This window comes from Rhizobium sp. BK196, from assembly GCF_014193255.1.
GTDB lineage: Bacteria > Pseudomonadota > Alphaproteobacteria > Rhizobiales > Rhizobiaceae > Rhizobium.
Genome location: NZ_JACHZB010000001.1, coordinates 27,323 through 44,351, shown reverse-complemented (window position 1 = coordinate 44,351; position 17,029 = coordinate 27,323). Strand labels below are relative to the sequence as shown.

Here is a 17,029-nt window from a genome sequence, read left to right as displayed (position 1 = left end):
TCTCCACACGTAAAGCTTTCATTCACCGTTTTTAATTAAATTTGAATCGAGGTTTTCCGATCACAGGCCGCATGCGGAAGCGATAGTATGGCGTTCCTTTCCCTTCTCCGGCGTACCGCCTTGCCAGTCCTGCTTTCTGCGGCATTGACGACCTGTTCGATCAGCGACGGCCTGGTGCCGCCTGAGAATGTCGATCATGGCACCAGGGTTAGCTCCATCACGCCGGCGCGCGGGGCCGCGCGCATGGCGACGGTCGAGAGCCAGCAACCCTATCCTGCCGCCAGCGCTCCCGTCGGCAATACGCAGGGCCAGATCGATTATCTCGATACGCCAAACCTTGCCGGAACGGGCCAGCAGATGCGCGCCCCGGCACAGCCATCGGCGCCCATGGGCACGCCCCAGCAAGGGCGGCGGCGCTTGCCGATGATCGACAGCGACGAGGCGCTCGCCCAGCAACAGGGCCAGCAGCAAGAGGCATCCGGCGGCAACTGGGGCGGCGTGAAGCCGCTCGCCGTTCCCGAAGGGGGCGTCAATATGGATGAGGAACTCGGCGCCGGATCTGATAACGAGCCGGTGGTGGGGCTGGCGCAGGACGAGCAGCAGCAGATTGCCGAGGGCAATGCCACCCAGCCAGTCGTCGACGGTATCGGCACCGATAATCCGAGACAACTCAACCAGCGGACCATGCCGCAGCCGGTCGCAGCCAGCCAGATGAGCCGTGCGCCGATGCGCGCCGCAGGCAACCGCGCGCAGACCTGGAGCGACGGCAGCCCGGTTCTTGCGCCGACGCGCGTACCGGAAGAGGATGAGCCGGAAGAGGTCGCCATGCTGCGGCCGAACAACCCCATGATGAGCGAGCCGGCAACTCCCGTCGATCCCGGTGCCATGCCGGCCTCGGAGCTTTCCTGTCGGCGCGAACTGAAGCGTATGGGCGTGATCTTCGAGGACCGCCCGCCGATCTCCAACGGGCCGTCATGCCAAGTGCCATATCCGGTGTCGCTGAAGGGCCTTTCGGGTAATATCGGCGTCAAGCCGGCGGTGGTTCTGAATTGCCAGGTAACACTCGCCTTCGCCAAATGGGTGAAGAACGAACTCGCACCGTCGGCCCGATTCCGCTACTGGACCGGCATTCGCACCATCGAGCCGCTCGGCGGCTATTCCTGCCGGCGCATGAACAACAGCCGCCAGAGATACAATCCGATATCGGAACACGCGAAAGGCAACGCCATCGATGTCGGCAAGTTCGTGCTGAAAGACGGCCATGAAATCGATGTGCGCAAGAAGGGACTGTTCTCCTTCCGCGAAGGGCGCCTGCTGAAGGCCGTGCGCAGCGACAGCTGCAATTACTTCACGACCGTGCTCGGCCCCGGCTATAATCCGGAGCACTGGAACCATTTCCACTTCGATCTGATGTCGCGCAGGGGCGGACGAGCCGTCTGCAAATAGGCTGACATTACGGAGAGGTCTGAGTCAGCGTCGCTGGTGCCGACTGTGACAGCGACAGTTTCGCCCTATCAATATCTAACAATATTTGTTGAAGCTTGAGAGGTGTCATGCGCTCATTCGCACAAACCTGTTGTCGTCGGCCTGTTCACGGAGTTGCGCCCCCATGAACGGCATCTTCCTCCTGCTCATCGGCTTTCCGGGCAGCGGCAAGCTCACCATCGCCAAGCAGTTGAGCCCGCTTCTTTCGGCAAAAATCATCGACAATCACTGGGTCAACAACCCGGTGCTCGGCGTTCTCGATCATGATCTGACAACGCCGTTGCCCAAGGAGATCTGGGAGCAGACGGGCAGGGTGCGGCAGGCGGTTCTGGATACGATCGTCGCCTTCAGCACGCCTTCAGTCAATTTCATCTTCACCCATGCCGGCATTCAGGACGACGAGCGCAGTCATCGAACCTTCCACCAGATTGCCGACGCTGCCGAGCAGCGACGATCGCTGCTGGTGCCGGTGCGATTGCTTTGCGAGGTGGAGGAACTGGCGCGGCGGGTTGCCATAGCGGAGCGACGCAAGCGGTTAAAATCGGTCGATGCCGAAGCCTCGCGGGAACGCAGCCGGACGCTGCAGGTGCTCAATCCCGAGCATGTCAATAAACTCAACCTCAATGTTACCTCGCTATCGGCAGAGGAGAGTGCGGATGCCGTTCATCGGCATGTGCAGCATCTCTTGAGCCTACTGAGCGGCTAACAGCGCGGCGCCGGCAAGTGCCCAACAATCCTTCCGGAAGGCCCGGCTGGAAACCTGGATCGAGTTCTGACACGGGTCGACGTGAATGTGCCGCAAGATACGGCGGCTACAGGCTCATCGGGGAGCCCGGTCGCACTTGCCGAGATCGCCAAGGCAATCTTTGCATCAAGCGAAAACGGCAGCTGACGTCAGGGGCGCTCCGGATGCCGTCAGTCTTCCCGCCGCGCGGCTCCTCTCAAATATGTTCGGTCGTGGAACGAATAGAGGTCTGTACCCTTTCCCCTCTATATCGAAGGCCCGCGATAGTGTGGGTCATCTCGACGGCCATCCATATCAAGGCCAGGGAGCTGGGACGTGAAATATTCCCCCGAAATTCTTCAACAGGAAATAGTCGCGCACATTCCAGCGCTGAGGGCATTTGCCCGCACCTTTTACCGGACGCCAGCGGATGCTGATGATCTCGTGCAGGAAACGCTAGTCAGGGCGCTCGCCAATATAGAGCAGTTCAAACAGGGCACGAGGATGAAATCCTGGCTGTTTACGATCATGCGCAATTCCTTCTGCACGCGCTTCCGACTTAGGCAGCGCGAGACGTTCGGTTTGGAGGATTGCGCTTCGTCGCAGGGCAGTGTGCCTGCGGATCAGGAATGGCATCTGCGCGGCCATGAACTTGAAGCTGCCTGCGGCCACCTGCCGGAGCCTTATCGTGCCGCCTTTGCCTTCATCCTGGTGGACGGGCGCTCCTATGAGGAAGCGGCAAACCATTTCCATTGCCCGATCGGCACCATCAAGAGCCGGGTGAACCGTGCCCGCCAGCGCATCGCACACGAAATTGGCTACCATCACTAACGCATTGGCCGGAATTATCGTGCGGGAACTTTCTCCCGGTCGCCGCGTTTGGGCGCGGAAACGATCGATCCTGGGCGGCGGCGCTATTCATCATGCCAGATTGGACCATACCCTTGCATATCCGGCTTCCGGGCCAGGAGATCCCCATTATCGTGCGTGGAACGGGCCATGCGGCGGTGCTTCTTGCCGAAAAATGGCCTGTCACCCATGGTCTGGCCTTTGAGCATGCGCTGGCCTGCTTTGCGGCTGTCTTGGAAGGCCAGCTTCTTCCCGACGAGGCGCGGGAAGCCTTCATCGAAGCGGCGGACGACGCCGGCGTCCGCTGGTCGAGCAACGACGAAGCCTGATGTCGCCGCCATGCATCATATGTCAGTTTTGGCGGCTGCTCTGCCGCATGACGAGCGCTGCGGCGACGAACATCCGGCGGCGGCTACAGTTCCCACGCGCAGGAACAATCGGGCGAAGGCAGGCGCCCCCCCGCCGCTGTTAAGCGCGAATGCCCGGTTTCGACTTCGTGGCGATCGTCACCCCGGTGCCGAATTGTGGAGCCGATTGACTTGCTCGCGCGAAAGATTAAGCTTTTGGCCATCGCAACCACGATCCGCGCGAATGCCAGCGGAGGGCGGGAGTGGCTGGGCGACCTTTAGGAGGATGAGGTTTGCCGTGGATTATCGTGTCGTTCTGCTGATCGGTGCATCTGTGATTGCTCTTTCCCCTGGCAGGTCAGGGGCGCAGGAGGGCGATCCGACAGCGGGTGCCGTTGTTTTCAAGAAATGCGCGACCTGTCATATCGTCGAATCCGATACGAACAAGGTCGGTCCGTCGCTGAATGGGGTGCTCGGCAGGAAGGCCGGAACGCACCCCGATTTCGCCTATTCGGCTTCGATGAAGGCGGCCGGTGATGGCGGGCTCGTCTGGGACGAGGCGACGCTGCGCGATTATCTGCACAATCCGAAAGTCAAGGTGAAGGGCACGAAGATGGCCTTCGTCGGCCTGAAGGACGATCAGGAAATCACGGATCTCATCGCCTATCTCAAACAGTATTCCAAATAACGGAAATACTTCACGAGGCTGCCTGAAGCCTTTCTCGTGCGTGGATATCCGCGAAATTAACGTTAAACGACGATTAATCGGCATGTGCAAATATTTGCACATGCGAGAAATGGAGTTCAGCTGAACCGTCGATCGCTCGAAATTTCAACTTGAAGCTACGGCTTCGAAAGGAGCGAAATGATTGGAATGATCGGCGGCAATACCAAGGCTCAATTGGCAGCACTGGCAAGCCTGAAGGCAAATGTCATGATTGCCGACAGCAAGCTGAACATCATCTATATGAACGGCGCTGTCCGCAAGCTACTGACGGCGGCCGAACAGGACCTCAAGAAGGAACTGCCGCGCTTTGCCGTCGATACTTTGATCGGAAGCAATATCGACATCTTTCACAAGAATCCGTCGCACCAGCGCGACATGCTCGCGCGGCTGACCAAGCCCCACAGTGCAACCATCCGTGTGGGCAGCCATAGCTTCGACCTTCACGTTACTCCGGTCATGGAGGGCGGAAAGCCCAGAGCATTCGTGGTGGAGTGGGCTGACGCAAAGGAGCGTCTTCTCAATCTCGACTATCAGAACCAGCTGGCTGCGATCGGCCGCGTGCAGGCCATTATCGAGTTTACCCTGGACGGAGAGATCGTCACAGCCAACGAGAATTTCTGCAAGACGATGGGTTACTCGCTGGACGAGATCCGGGGCAAGCATCACAGCATGTTCGTCGACCGGTCCTATGCCGCCAGTCCCGACTATGCGGAGTTTTGGAGCGAGCTCAGAAGCGGCCGGTTTCAGGCGCAGGAGTTCACGCGCGTCGGTAGGAACGGCAAGAAGGTCGTGCTGAATGCCTCATACAACCCGATCCCCGACGAGCACGGAAAGGTCACCAAAGTGGTGAAATACGCCACCGACGTCACGGACCGGGTTTTTGCCGTCACCGAAATCGGTTCGTCGCTGAACAAGCTTGCCGAGGGCAGACTCGACTTTCGCCTCGAACAGCCCTTCGCAACCGACTTCGAAAGCCTCAGGAGCAATTTTAACGAAGCTGTCGGCAAACTCGGCACGGCCCTCGGGTCCGTGGCCGACACGACGGCACGGATCGATTCCGGCACCCGGGAGATTGCCGCGGGCGCCAACGATCTGTCGAAGCGGACAGAGCAACAGGCAGCGTCCCTCGAGGAGACGGCGGCCGCTCTCGACGAAATCACCGCCAACGTCAACAGTTCGACGAAGCGAACCGAAGAGGCCCGCGGTGTCGCAAGCCAGGCCAATCAATCTGCGGCAAAGTCTGCCGAAGTGGTTTCACATGCGGAAGAGGCGATGCGAAAGATCGAGGAGAGCTCGCAGCAGATCTCCAACATCATCGGCGTAATCGATGAAATCGCCTTCCAGACGAACCTGCTGGCGCTGAATGCCGGTGTGGAAGCTGCGCGCGCCGGGGAGGCGGGCAAGGGCTTTGCGGTCGTCGCGCAGGAGGTGAGGGAGCTGGCGCAACGCTCGGCGCAGGCCGCCAAGGAAATCAAGGGGCTCATCCAGAATTCCACCTCCGAGGTCGAAAGCGGCGTGAAGCTCGTGCGCGATGCCGGAGAGGCACTGAAGACAATCGGAAGCTTCATCATCGAGATCAACAATCACATGGAGGCGATTGCTACCTCTGCCAAGGAGCAGTCGACGGGTCTCGCTGAAGTCAATTCCGCCGTGAACTCCATGGACCAGACGACCCAGCAGAATGCCGCCATGGTCGAGCAATCGAATGCGGCCTCCAATGCGCTTGCTGAAGAAGCGGGCCGTCTGCGTACGCTGATTGCGCAATTCAGCGTCGGCACGGTCCAGACTTCGGCGCTGCGGCAAGTGGGGCGGGCAATGGCGCTGCCGTCCTCGCGCGCCTCATCCGAGCACGCGGCTCCCAAGCTCAAGGTCGCAGCGGGTGGCGGTGCCCGTCCGGCGGACAGTTGGGAAGAGTTCTGATCGGGTACCGGGAACTTCGTCCGGTCCTGCTACAATGGCGAGTTTTCTCAGGGGTCGAGCCGATAAGGCCCGACCCCTGATCTTATAAAGACAGATGGCTTGGCAGACCTAGCGCAGGCGGTTCGTCAGAGCAAGATAAGGGAAGCCAAAGACAGGATCAGCGCGGGAAACATCACCACCGCCCCAAGCTTTAAAAATCTCCAGCTGCCAAGATCGAGACCTTCGCGGCGTAATGCCGACAACCACAAAATCGTCGCCAACGATCCCGTCACAGAGAGATTGGGTCCGAGATCGACGCCGATTAGGACGGCACCCGCAACCTTATCCGAGACGTGTGCCGCCTGGACTGCACTGCCGGCAACCAATCCGGCTGGAAGATTGTTGACGAGATTGCAGATCACGGCGACGAACACCCCGGCCACCCCGACGGCCTGCGCCTCTGATGCCGAAGCTAGGGAGGCCAACTGGCCGGAGAGAAGGCCCGTCACACCTGTCCGATCGAGCGCTTCCACGATCACGAACAGGCCGGCCACCAAGGGCAAGACGCTCCAGCTTATGCCCTTTATCGTCTCGACCGGGCTCTGCCGCGTCAGCGTGAGAACCAGTGCCGTGGTGATCGTTCCTGCAAGAAATGTTGGAACACCAAGATCCACATGCATCGCTGACGCTGCCACAAGGATGACGGCGGTCACCAGGATTCCCCAGCCTGCAAGGCTTGCACTGCGGGTGAGGGCCGGTCGTTCCGCTTTGGCGGCAAGGTTTTCTTCCAAGAGGGTGCGCCGCTGCGTCCAGTAGAGGCAAATGAAGGTCGCGACGATGGAAGCGATCGACGGCAGGAGGAATGTCGACAGCCAGCGTGACAAAGGCGGCATTTCACCGCCGGCGAAGATCACGAGATTGGCTGGGTTCGAGATCGGCAGCAGGAAGCTCGCGGCATTAGCAATGAAGGCGCATACGAGCAGATAGGGCATCGGGTCCCGAACCCGGGCCGCTCGGCAAGCTGCATAGACAGCAGGGGTGAGCACGACGGCGGTCGCGTCGTTCGAAAGAAAAACCGTCACAACGAGGCCGACGAGATAGACGAGCACGAAAAGGCGCCTGGGGGACCCTTTGGCATACGAGGTCGCAATGGCGGCAATCCAGTCGAACAGGCCCTCTCTCCTGGCGAGTTCGGACAAAAGCATCATGCCGATCAGGAAAAGGTACACGTCGATGCCCCTAGCGATGCCTGCCGCGGCATCGACAGGTCCGATCAGCTGGAAGGCAACCAGGACAAGGGCACCAAGGACAGCCCAGATCGCCTCCGGCCAGCGGAACGGCCGGGCGACCACGCCAGCCGCGGTAAGCCCGGCGATACCCCATACGATGGCATTTTCAGTCATTCGGCTCATGCTTGTTGGCTGCGAGGTACAGTATGGCCTCGGACCGTGTTGGGACTAGGTTTTCGGCGACCGGATACATGCTCCGGCAAGCATCGGCAACAATGGACCGGCGAAAGGCATGCCAAACTTTCGTGATAAAGAGGATACCGCGGCATCCTTGGGAGGCCGCGTCCTCACAGCCGGCACTTCGTGATCAGGCGAATTAGGTGCTCTTCCTTGCCAGGCAAGCGGTCGAGCGTGCGTGGCGCCAAGCCCTCAGGTTGCCACACACTTTCAACCAAAAGCGCAGGACGCGTCCCCAAATGCGCCCTGAAACGCCGTAATTGCCATATTTTCTATCTGTGCGATAATAAACAGCAGATTTGCGGAGTGCAGTTTTACGGTCGGTCGGCCCAGGGAGGGGCGGAAATGGCTGTTGTACTCGTTCTCGTCCTTGTTGTCGTCGGCTCCGTGCTGTTCCATGTGCTGAGCCCGTGGTGGTGGACGCCGATCGCATCCAACTGGAGCTATATCGACAGCACGCTCGTCATCACCTTCTGGATCACCGGCATCGTCTTCGTGGCGGTGATTTCCTTCATGGCCTATAGCGTGTTCCGCTTCCGGCACAAGCCGGGCAACCGGGCGCATTACGAGCCCGAGAACCGCAGGCTGGAGCTGCTGCTGGCAGGGGGAACGGCGGTCGGCGTCGCGGCCATGCTGGCGCCGGGGCTCTTCGTGTGGAACCAATTCATCACGGTGCCTGCCGATGCCGCATCGGTGGAGGTCGTCAGCCAGCAATGGCTATGGAGCTTCCGCCTGCCGGGCGCGGACGGAAAGCTCGGCCGTGCGCAGACGCGCGACGTTACCCCTGAGAACCCACTCGGCCTCGACAAGAACGACGCGAACGGCCTCGACGACCTCATCGTCGAGGGCGGCGAGCTGCATCTGCCTGTCGGTAAGCCGGTCCACATATTGCTTCGCTCCGTGGATGTGCTCCACGATTTCTACGTGCCGGAATTCCGTGCCAAGATGGACATGATCCCCGGCATGGTCACCTATTTCTGGCTCACGCCGACGCGAACGGGAACCTTCGAGATCCTCTGTGCCGAACTCTGCGGTGTCGGTCATCCGCAGATGCGCGGGACCGTCGTGGTCGACGAAACGGCGGACTATCAGGCCTGGCTCGATCAGCAGCAGACATTCACCCAGCTTACGGCGTCATCGGGAGAGCCGCCGCCGGTAAACTGAAGCCGGCGAAAGTGGCCAAAGGCCACTTGCCGGCTGGCAACCGGCAGATGACAGCCGGAGGCCGCATCGGGAAGGAAGGGAAGAGAGATCATGGTCGAGATTCCATCCGGCAGCATCCCATCCGCCGAAGTCGAGGATGTCGAGCTTTATCATCCGCACAGCTGGTGGACGAAATACGTGTTCAGCCAGGATGCGAAGATTATCGCCGTGCAATATTCGATTACCGCCATCTCGATCGGTATGGTGGCACTGGTGCTCTCCTGGCTGATGCGGATCCAGCTTGCCTTTCCCGGCGCTCTCTCCTTCATCGATGCCGACCACTATTACCAGTTCATCACCATGCACGGCATGATCATGGTGATCTATCTGCTCACCGCGCTCTTCCTCGGCGGCTTCGGCAATTACCTCATCCCGCTGATGGTCGGCGCGCGCGACATGGTATTTCCTTACGCGAACATGCTGAGCTACTGGATCTATCTGCTTGCGGTGCTGATCCTGGTCGCCGGCTTCTTTGCGCCCGGCGGCCCGACAGGAGCCGGCTGGACGCTCTATCCGCCGCAATCCGTCCTGTCAGGCACGCCCGGCGGCAAGGACTGGGGCATCCTCCTGATGCTCACCTCGCTGATCGTCTTCATTATCGGCTTCACCATGGGTGGCCTGAACTACGTGGTGACGGTGCTGCAGGGGCGGGCACGCGGCATGACGCTGATGCGCATGCCGCTCACCGTCTGGGGCATCTTCACCGCGACCGTGATGGCGCTCTTGGCCTTTCCGGCCCTCTTCGTCGCCTGCGTCATGATGCTGTTCGACCGCCTGCTCGGCACCAGCTTCTTCATGCCTGCCATCGTCGAGATGGGCACGCAGCTGCAGCACGGCGGCGGAAGCCCGATCCTGTTCCAGCACCTGTTCTGGTTCTTCGGCCATCCGGAGGTCTATATCGTGGCACTGCCTGCCTTCGGCATCGTTTCGGACCTGATCAGCACGCATGCGCGCAAGAACATCTTCGGCTATCGGATGATGGTCTGGGCGATCGTCATCATCGGAGCCTTGAGCTTTGTCGTCTGGGCGCACCATATGTATGTCAGCGGCATGAATCCGGCTTTCGGCTTCTTCTTCGCCACCACGACGCTGATCATCGCCGTGCCGACAGCGATCAAGGTCTATAACTGGGTGCTGACGCTGTGGCGCGGCGACATCCACCTGACGCTGCCGATGCTCTTTGCGCTCGCCTTCATCGTCACCTTCGTCAATGGCGGGCTCACCGGTCTGTTCCTCGGCAATGTCGTCGTCGATGTGCCGTTGTCGGATACGATGTTCGTCGTCGCGCATTTCCACATGGTCATGGGGGTCGCGCCGATCCTCGTCATCTTCGGGGCGATCTATCACTGGTATCCGAAGGTGACGGGACGCATGCTGGACGAGACGCTCGGACGGATCCATTTCTGGATCACCTTCCTCGGCACCTATGCCATCTTCTTCCCGATGCATTATCTCGGCCTGCTCGGCGTGCCGCGCCGCTATTTCGAGATGGGGGAGACAGCCTTCGTTCCGCCTTCGGCCCATACGCTGAACATTTTCATCACCATCATGGCGCTGATTGTCGGGGCTGCCCAAATCGTCTTCCTGTTCAATCTGGTCTGGAGCCTTTTCCGGGGCAGGGAGGCAGGCGGCAATCCTTGGCGGGCAACGACGCTCGAATGGCAGACGCCCCAGACGCCGCCGGCGCACGGCAACTGGGGCAGGGAACTGCCTGTCGTCTACCGCTGGGCCTATGATTACAGCGTGCCGGGAGCGGCGGAGGATTTCATTCCGCAGAATGTGCCGGCAAGCGGCGGCGTCACACGGGAGGTTCCGGCATGAACGTCATGCTGATCTTCCTTGCCGCGGTGGCCGTCATCATCATCTGGTGGCTCTCCGGGCAGCGGCTGACCTCGAAGCCCTGGCTTGAAACAGGGTCTGTGCAGGTGCCGGCGCATGACGATACCGGCCGGCAGCTGTCACCGGTGCCGGCGGTCAAACTCGGCCTCTTCGTGTTTCTCGGCGTCGTCGGCGCGCTGTTCAGCCTTGCCGTCAGCGCCTATTTCATGCGCATGGCCTCCGCCGACTGGTGGGGGATGCCGATTCCGCGCCTGCTTTGGGTGAATACCGCAGCACTCGCTTTGAGCAGCGTTGCGCTGCAATGGGCCAGACGCGAAGCCCGGCACGGCCGCATGGAAAGCCTGCGGCTGGCGCTCGTGACAGGGCTTGCTCTTGCCGTCTTCTTCCTCGTCGGCCAGATCCAGGCCTGGCGGGAGCTTGACGCGGCCGGCTACGTGCTTGCCGACAACCCCGCCAACAGCTTCTTCTATATGCTCACCGGCCTGCACGGCCTGCATATTCTGGGCGGGCTTGCCGTTCTCTCGCATACGACGGTGAGGGCATTTTCAGCCGATGTCCAGCCCGAAAGGCTGCGGCTCAGCGTCGATCTCTCGGCCATCTATTCGCATTTCATGCTCGCCGTCTGGCTTCTGCTCTTCGCGCTCTTTGCCGGCTGGGCGAATGATTTCGTCGATCTCTGCCGTACGCTACTGAACTAGGAGATTTGCAGATGGCACATCCCGTCCAGACACATGGCGAGCCCGGCGTCGGGCTACCAGGCCTGCGTGGTGTCGCGGCCGATTTCAGCTCGGATCAGCGCGCCTTCAAGACCGCCTCCTGGGGCAAGGCGATGATGTGGATCTTTCTGCTCAGCGACACTTTCGTCTTCGGCTGTTTTCTGATCGCTTATATGACCGCCCGCATGTCGACGCCGGTCCCCTGGCCCAATCCGAGTGAGGTCTTCGCGCTCCATATCGGCGGCCAGGACGTTCCGCTGATCCTGATCGCGATCATGACCTTCGTGCTGATCTCGAGCAGCGGCACCATGGCGATGGCGGTCAATTTCGGCTATCGCCACGAACGCGGAAGGACCGCGGCCCTGATGCTGCTGACCGCATTTCTCGGGGCAACCTTCGTCGGCATGCAGGCCTTCGAATGGACGAAGCTGATCACCGAAGGCGTGCGTCCCTGGGAAAATCCGTGGGGGGCGGCGCAGTTCGGATCGACCTTCTTCATGATCACGGGCTTTCACGGCACGCATGTGACCATCGGCGTCATCTTCCTGCTGATCATTGCCCGCAAGGTCCGGCGTGGCGATTTCGATCTGGAACGCCGCGGCTTCTTCACCAGCCGAAAGGGCCGCTACGAGGCCGTCGAGATCATGGGCCTCTACTGGCACTTCGTTGACCTGGTCTGGGTCTTCATCTTCGCGTTTTTCTATCTGTGGTGAGGTCGTCATGAGCGAGACAACGGCGCATGCACAAAGCCAGACGGCGCCTGCTCAAACACATAGCGGGCAGCAGCACCCGATCCGGCTCTATCTCCTCGTCTGGGGCCTGCTCTTCGTGCTCAGCGCCGGTTCCTACATGGTCGATTATCTCGGCATCCAGGGCTATCTCAGGTGGACGCTGATCCTGGTGTTCATGATGCTGAAGGCAGGCCTGATCGTCGCCGTCTTCATGCACATGGCCTGGGAACGGCTGGCGCTGGTCTACGCGATCCTGCTGCCGCCGCTCCTGGTGCTGGTTTTTGTGGCCCTGATGGTATCGGAAGCGGACTATACGATCCTGACCCGGCTCGCGTTCTTCGGGGCCGGGCCGTAGGAGGCGCGGGCCGTCAGGCGGGAGACCGATCTACAAGCGCGGGTTGGACGATTCCTAAGAGTTTTAACGCACAATTTTTCTTTTCCGGCGGCAGGCGGGGACGCTTTCAGGCGGTAAACCAAGGCGTGCGAGGGAGCTGAAGGAAGATTTTTGCGTTCCGCATTTTGTGTGGAACTCTCTCCACATTCATGCGTTTGGCAGCATCTTTATGGAGCGATCGGGAGGAGATCATGCAACCGAAGATCAGAACGGATGCACCTGCGGACCGCTGGATCGGCGCTGTGGAACTTGCGATCGTGCAGAAGGCCTTCGACCGGCTTTGCGCGGAGCGCGGCTGGTCACGCGACTGCACTGAGGCGCGTGAACTCGCTCGTGTGACAATCGACCTTTACCGGCAGGGTGCCGACAGCGAATACAAGCTGCACACCATGTTGTCAGGCTCCGATTTCAAGACACCAGCCCTGTGAGCGGGCTATGAGCAACATCGTAGCATTTCCGCGCCGTAACCTCCGCCCGCCGCGGCCGTTCTATGTCGGCTCGGCAAGACAGGTGGAAGGCCGTATCGCCATCCTGGAAACGATCGCAAAGATCACCGTTCGCGATGGTGCCTTCACGCCCTATGAACAGGCAGCCCTGCTGGCAAAGCTCAGGACCGCGATACGGGCGGAATGCGTTGCACACAAGCTTTCGCCGGAAGAGCAGATCGAAACGATGCGCTATGCCGAGCGGCTTTTCGACGATATCCTCGAGAGCGTCAACGACTGAAGCGGCTCTCTTCGCTTCTCCTGTTCAGCTTAAAGACCCTGTTTCAAACCTCTCCAAGATCGAGCAACGAGTGTCATAGGGGGAGGGTTTTGAAAAGGTCCGTTTGCGCCCGGAGCCTCCTCATCTGCCTGCCGGCATCTTCTCCCCGGCGGGGAGAAGAGGTATGTCGTAAACGTCTCCGCACTCTCCAAGGCGTCGTATGCACGTCCCTCGACCTTGGTCGGGTTAAGGCGAGGGGCTTCGGACGAGACGCCATCGGATAGGGAACAGCAGCATGGAACAGGCTCTTCGGCGCACCGTCATGACGGTCGCGCTTCTCAATCTCGGCTATTTCGGCGTGGAATTTGCGGTAGCACTGGCGATCGGTTCCGTCTCGCTGCTCGCCGACAGCGTGGATTTTCTCGAAGATGCCTCGGTCAATCTGCTGATCTTCTTTGCCATGGCATGGTCGGCGAAAAGCCGGGCGCGGGTCGGCATGGGCATGGCAGGCATCCTGCTCGTGCCGGCGCTCGCCTTCCTGGTGACGGCGTGGGGCAAGATCGTCCATCCGGTGCCGCCGCTGCCCGTGCAGCTGTCGCTTGCGGGTCTCGGGGCGCTCGCCGTCAATCTCTTCTGCGCCTATATCCTTGCCGCCCACCGCCATGCCGGCGGCTCGCTGACGCGGGCTGCGTTTTTGTCGGCCCGCAACGATGCAGCCGCCAATATCGCCATCATCGCCGCCGGTCTGGTGACGGCCTATCTCTGGCATTCGATCTGGCCCGATCTCGTCGTCGGGCTTGCCATCGCGCTTATCAACCTCGATGCGGCGAAGGAAGTTTGGGAAGCGGCGCGGGAGGAGCATGAAGCCGTGCCGTAGGCTGTGCTTCGACAAAAAAGAAGCCGGCCAGGGGCCGGCTTAGACGAACACGGCTGAACAGGGGATACTGGGCCGGTTCCTTGCATTTCGTGACTGACAATAAATTTCATTACAATGCCGAGGTCAGCAGAGAGGCGTAACGAGATCGCCGAAGGGGCGGCTCCGCAAAGGGGTGGCGGCGGGCGGGAGCCGATGCTGTCCTCGCGTGTGTTTATGGGGGATGAACATCACCGATTGATGACATGGGAAGCCGGGAGGTGATTTTCTTTCACCCGGCAGATGACCCGCGATAGCGTCCGATGCCTGATAGGATCGGCGGATGGGACAATGGTGTGAATTCAGTGTTCAGACCCGCCGGGATGTCAAAGCTTCATAATGGGACTATATAGCGGGCCAAATTCGACTGATATCCGCAAAGAGCCCCTATGGCACCGATCATTTCCGTCCAGAATCTCACCAAGACCTATGCAAATGGCTTCCAGGCGCTGAAGGGCATCAACCTCGAAATCGAGCGCGGCGAAATCCTGGCGCTGCTCGGGCCGAACGGGGCGGGCAAGACAACGCTGATCTCGATCATCTGCGGCATCGCCAATCCGAGCGGCGGCGCGGTCGTGGTCGACGGGCACGATGTGGTGAAGGATTTCCGTGCCACGCGCACGCTGATTGGCCTCGTGCCGCAGGAACTGACCACCGACCAGTTTGAGACGGTGTGGAACACAGTGAGCTTTTCGCGCGGGCTGCATGGCAAGAAGGCCAAGCCGGCCCATATCGAGAAAGTGCTGCGCGACCTGTCGCTCTGGGACAAGAAGGACAATACGCTGCGCCAGCTCTCGGGCGGCATGAAGCGGCGCGTGCTGATCGCCAAGGCGCTGTCGCACGAACCCTCCATCCTCTTCCTCGACGAGCCGACAGCCGGCGTCGACGTGACGCTGCGCAAGGATATGTGGAAGGTCGTCGAGCGGCTGTGTGCCGAAGGCGTCACCATCATCCTGACGACACACTACATCGAAGAGGCCGAAGAGATCGCCGACCGCGTCGGCGTCATCAATGGCGGCGAGCTGCTGCTGGTCGAAGACAAGCAGGCGCTGATGGCCAAGCTCGGCCGCAAGCAGCTTATCCTCGAACTCAACGATCCGCTCGACACGCTGCCGGACTGTTTTGCCGGCAACGGCCTGTCGATCGAGGCAGAGGGAAACCGGCTGGTCTACGAATTCGATACGCGCGACGAGCACGAAAGCGTCGCATCGCTGCTGACGCGCCTCGGCGAGAACAACATCCATTTCCGGGATCTCTCGACGCGGCAGAGCTCGCTCGAAGACATTTTCGTATCGCTGGTGGGAGCCGCAAGATGAACTTCGAGGCGATCAAGTCGATCTACTATTTCGAGATGGCGCGCACGCGCCGCACGCTGCTGCAGAGCGTGGTTTCCCCCGTCATTTCCACCTCGCTCTATTTCATCGTCTTCGGTGCTGCCGTCGGCTCGCGCATCCAGCAGGTGGAGGGCGTCTCCTACGGTGCTTTCATCACGCCCGGCCTGATCATGCTGACGCTGCTCGGCCAGTGCATCGGCAACGGCTCCTTCGGCATCTATTTTCCGAAATTCACCGGCACGATCTACGAGATCCTGTCGGCCCCCGTCGCCATGACGGAAATCCTGATCGGCTATGTCGGGGCGGCGGCCACCAAGGGGCTGATCATCGGCACCATCATCCTCCTGACTGCCAATCTCTTCGTCGATGTCCGCATCGAGCACCCCTTCATGATGGTGCTGTTCTTCCTGCTGACGGCAATCAGCTTCAGTCTGTTCGGCTTCATGATCGGCATCTGGGCGACGAATTTCGAACAGCTGAACTTGATCCCGATGCTCGTCGTACCGCCGCTCACCTTCCTCGGCGGCAGCTTCTACTCGATCAACATGCTGCCGCCCTTCTGGCAGGCCGTCAGCCATTTCAACCCGGTGCTCTACCTCGTCAGCGGCTTCCGCTGGAGTTTCTACGGGATCGCTGACGTCAACCCGCTGGTCAGCCTCGGCATGATTTCGCTGTTTCTGGTGATTTGTCTCAGCACGCTCGGCTGGATCTTCAAGACGGGCTATCGGCTACGCAACTGATCGGCGGACCGCCATCGGCAAAAACTGTATAGACAGTACAAAGTCGTTCACATTTTGTTCGCGGATGCTAGTCTGACCTAGCTGTCATATGCGGAGGAGGAGAGTCGTGGCGGAGCAACAGACGAAGTTCGAGCGGTTCAAGGCGCTGCATCAGCGGGATGAGGCATTCGTCATTCCGAACCCATGGGATGCTGGCTCGGCGCGGATCCTGACAGGCCTTGGTTTCGAAGCCCTGGCAACGACCAGCGCCGGCTATGCCTTTTCCAAGGGCAAGCGGGATTCATTTGCCAGCCTGACGCGCGGCGAGATCCTCGACAATGCCGCGGAGATCGTCGGAGCGACCGATCTTCCCGTATCCGCCGATCTCGAAGACGGGTTCGGTGCCGCGCCCGAGATCTGCGCCGAAACGATCCGGCTGGCCTCTGCTGCCGGGCTGGTCGGCGGATCGATCGAAGACGCAACCGGCGATCCGGCAAGGCCGATCTATGATCTCTCACAGGCCGTCGAGCGTGTGCAGGCCGCGGCGGAAGCGGCGCGGACACTGCCTTTCCTGCTGACGGCAAGGGCGGAGAATTTTCTGTGGGAGCGTCCCGATCTCGATGACACGATCAGGCGGCTGCAGGCTTTCTCGGCAGCCGGCGCCGATGTGCTCTATGCGCCCGGCCTGCCTGATATCGAAGCGATCAGAACGGTCTGCGCCGCCGTCGACAAGCCCGTCAATGTCGTGATGGGGCTGAAGGGGCCGCGCTATCGCGTTACCGAACTCTCGGCTGCCGGGGTGCGCCGTGTGAGTGTGGGCGGGTCCTTTGCGCGCGCCGCACTGGGTGCACTGCTGCGGGCGGCCGAGGAGGTGAAATCATCGGGCACCTTCACTTATGCCGCCGATGCGATCCTGGCGGCAACGCTCAGCCAGCTTATGTCGCAGGAGAAGCGGGGCGACCGGGAGTAGGGCTGCTC

Annotated in this window: 18 protein-coding genes; 17 read left to right on the top strand and 1 reads right to left on the bottom strand. The window is 60.6% G+C overall.

What is annotated here, in order from left to right:
* Positions 1-87 precede the first annotated feature (87 nt).
* The 6 genes from FHT78_RS00260 to FHT78_RS00235 all read left to right on the top strand — a co-directional run bounded on the left by FHT78_RS00260 (position 88) and on the right by FHT78_RS00235 (position 6,052).
* Positions 88-1,446 carry an extensin family protein gene (locus FHT78_RS00260; RefSeq protein ID WP_183738913.1) on the top strand — a complete coding sequence of 453 codons (1,359 nt, stop codon included), beginning with the start codon at positions 88-90 and terminating at the stop codon, positions 1,444-1,446.
* 163 nt (positions 1,447-1,609) lie between these two features.
* Complete coding sequence (locus tag FHT78_RS00255; RefSeq protein WP_183738910.1) at positions 1,610-2,191, top strand: AAA family ATPase; 582 nt, start codon at positions 1,610-1,612, stop codon at positions 2,189-2,191.
* Positions 2,192-2,545: 354 nt separating this feature from the next.
* Positions 2,546-3,040 carry a sigma-70 family RNA polymerase sigma factor gene (locus tag FHT78_RS00250; protein WP_183738907.1) on the top strand — a complete coding sequence of 165 codons (495 nt, stop codon included), beginning with the start codon at positions 2,546-2,548 and terminating at the stop codon, positions 3,038-3,040.
* A gap of 92 nt (positions 3,041-3,132) precedes the next feature.
* Entirely contained in the window at positions 3,133-3,387 is a 255-nt protein-coding gene (locus FHT78_RS00245; protein ID WP_183738904.1) for a DUF982 domain-containing protein, read from the top strand.
* 316 nt (positions 3,388-3,703) lie between these two features.
* Positions 3,704-4,093: a cytochrome c family protein gene (locus FHT78_RS00240; protein ID WP_348644688.1), complete on the top strand. Its 390-nt coding sequence runs from the start codon at positions 3,704-3,706 to the stop codon at positions 4,091-4,093.
* A 177-nt stretch (positions 4,094-4,270) separates the two neighbouring features.
* The gene (locus FHT78_RS00235; protein ID WP_183738898.1) at positions 4,271-6,052 is read left to right on the top strand and encodes a methyl-accepting chemotaxis protein; all 1,782 of its coding nucleotides are present in this window, start codon (positions 4,271-4,273) and stop codon (positions 6,050-6,052) included.
* A gap of 125 nt (positions 6,053-6,177) precedes the next feature.
* Here FHT78_RS00235 and FHT78_RS00230 read toward each other — a convergent pair whose 3' ends face one another.
* Positions 6,178-7,434 (bottom strand): arsenic transporter, encoded by a 1,257-nt coding sequence (locus FHT78_RS00230; RefSeq protein ID WP_183738895.1) that lies wholly within the window; start codon positions 7,432-7,434, stop codon positions 6,178-6,180.
* A gap of 408 nt (positions 7,435-7,842) precedes the next feature.
* Here FHT78_RS00230 and FHT78_RS00225 point away from each other — a divergent pair, with 408 nt between their 5' ends.
* From FHT78_RS00225 to FHT78_RS00175, 11 genes are all read left to right on the top strand, one after another.
* Positions 7,843-8,661 carry a cytochrome c oxidase subunit II gene (locus tag FHT78_RS00225; RefSeq protein ID WP_183738892.1) on the top strand — a complete coding sequence of 273 codons (819 nt, stop codon included), beginning with the start codon at positions 7,843-7,845 and terminating at the stop codon, positions 8,659-8,661.
* A 90-nt stretch (positions 8,662-8,751) separates the two neighbouring features.
* A complete protein-coding gene (gene ctaD, locus FHT78_RS00220; protein WP_183738889.1) occupies positions 8,752-10,521 on the top strand; it encodes a cytochrome c oxidase subunit I in 1,770 nt (589 codons plus the stop codon).
* Complete coding sequence (locus tag FHT78_RS00215) at positions 10,518-11,237, top strand: cytochrome c oxidase subunit 3 (RefSeq protein ID WP_183738886.1); 720 nt, start codon at positions 10,518-10,520, stop codon at positions 11,235-11,237. Before ctaD ends, FHT78_RS00215 begins: the two co-directional genes overlap by 4 nt.
* 11 nt (positions 11,238-11,248) lie before the next feature.
* The gene (locus tag FHT78_RS00210) at positions 11,249-11,968 is read left to right on the top strand and encodes a heme-copper oxidase subunit III family protein (RefSeq protein WP_183738884.1); all 720 of its coding nucleotides are present in this window, start codon (positions 11,249-11,251) and stop codon (positions 11,966-11,968) included.
* Positions 11,969-11,975: 7 nt separating this feature from the next.
* Positions 11,976-12,341, top strand: a complete 366-nt coding sequence (locus FHT78_RS00205; RefSeq protein WP_183738881.1) for a cytochrome C oxidase subunit IV family protein — start codon at positions 11,976-11,978, stop codon at positions 12,339-12,341.
* Between the two features lie 230 nt (positions 12,342-12,571).
* Positions 12,572-12,808 (top strand): hypothetical protein, encoded by a 237-nt coding sequence (locus FHT78_RS00200; protein WP_183738878.1) that lies wholly within the window; start codon positions 12,572-12,574, stop codon positions 12,806-12,808.
* Between the two features lie 7 nt (positions 12,809-12,815).
* On the top strand, positions 12,816-13,106 hold the full coding sequence (locus FHT78_RS00195; RefSeq protein WP_183738875.1) for a hypothetical protein: 291 nt from the start codon (positions 12,816-12,818) through the stop codon (positions 13,104-13,106).
* A gap of 274 nt (positions 13,107-13,380) precedes the next feature.
* Positions 13,381-13,962, top strand: a complete 582-nt coding sequence (locus tag FHT78_RS00190; RefSeq protein ID WP_183738872.1) for a cation transporter — start codon at positions 13,381-13,383, stop codon at positions 13,960-13,962.
* 425 nt (positions 13,963-14,387) lie between these two features.
* A complete protein-coding gene (locus FHT78_RS00185) occupies positions 14,388-15,314 on the top strand; it encodes an ABC transporter ATP-binding protein (protein ID WP_183738870.1) in 927 nt (308 codons plus the stop codon).
* Entirely contained in the window at positions 15,311-16,072 is a 762-nt protein-coding gene (locus FHT78_RS00180; protein ID WP_183738867.1) for an ABC transporter permease, read from the top strand. Before FHT78_RS00185 ends, FHT78_RS00180 begins: the two co-directional genes overlap by 4 nt.
* 106 nt (positions 16,073-16,178) lie before the next feature.
* Positions 16,179-17,021 (top strand): isocitrate lyase/phosphoenolpyruvate mutase family protein, encoded by an 843-nt coding sequence (locus FHT78_RS00175; RefSeq protein WP_348644687.1) that lies wholly within the window; start codon positions 16,179-16,181, stop codon positions 17,019-17,021.
* Positions 17,022-17,029 lie beyond the last annotated feature (8 nt).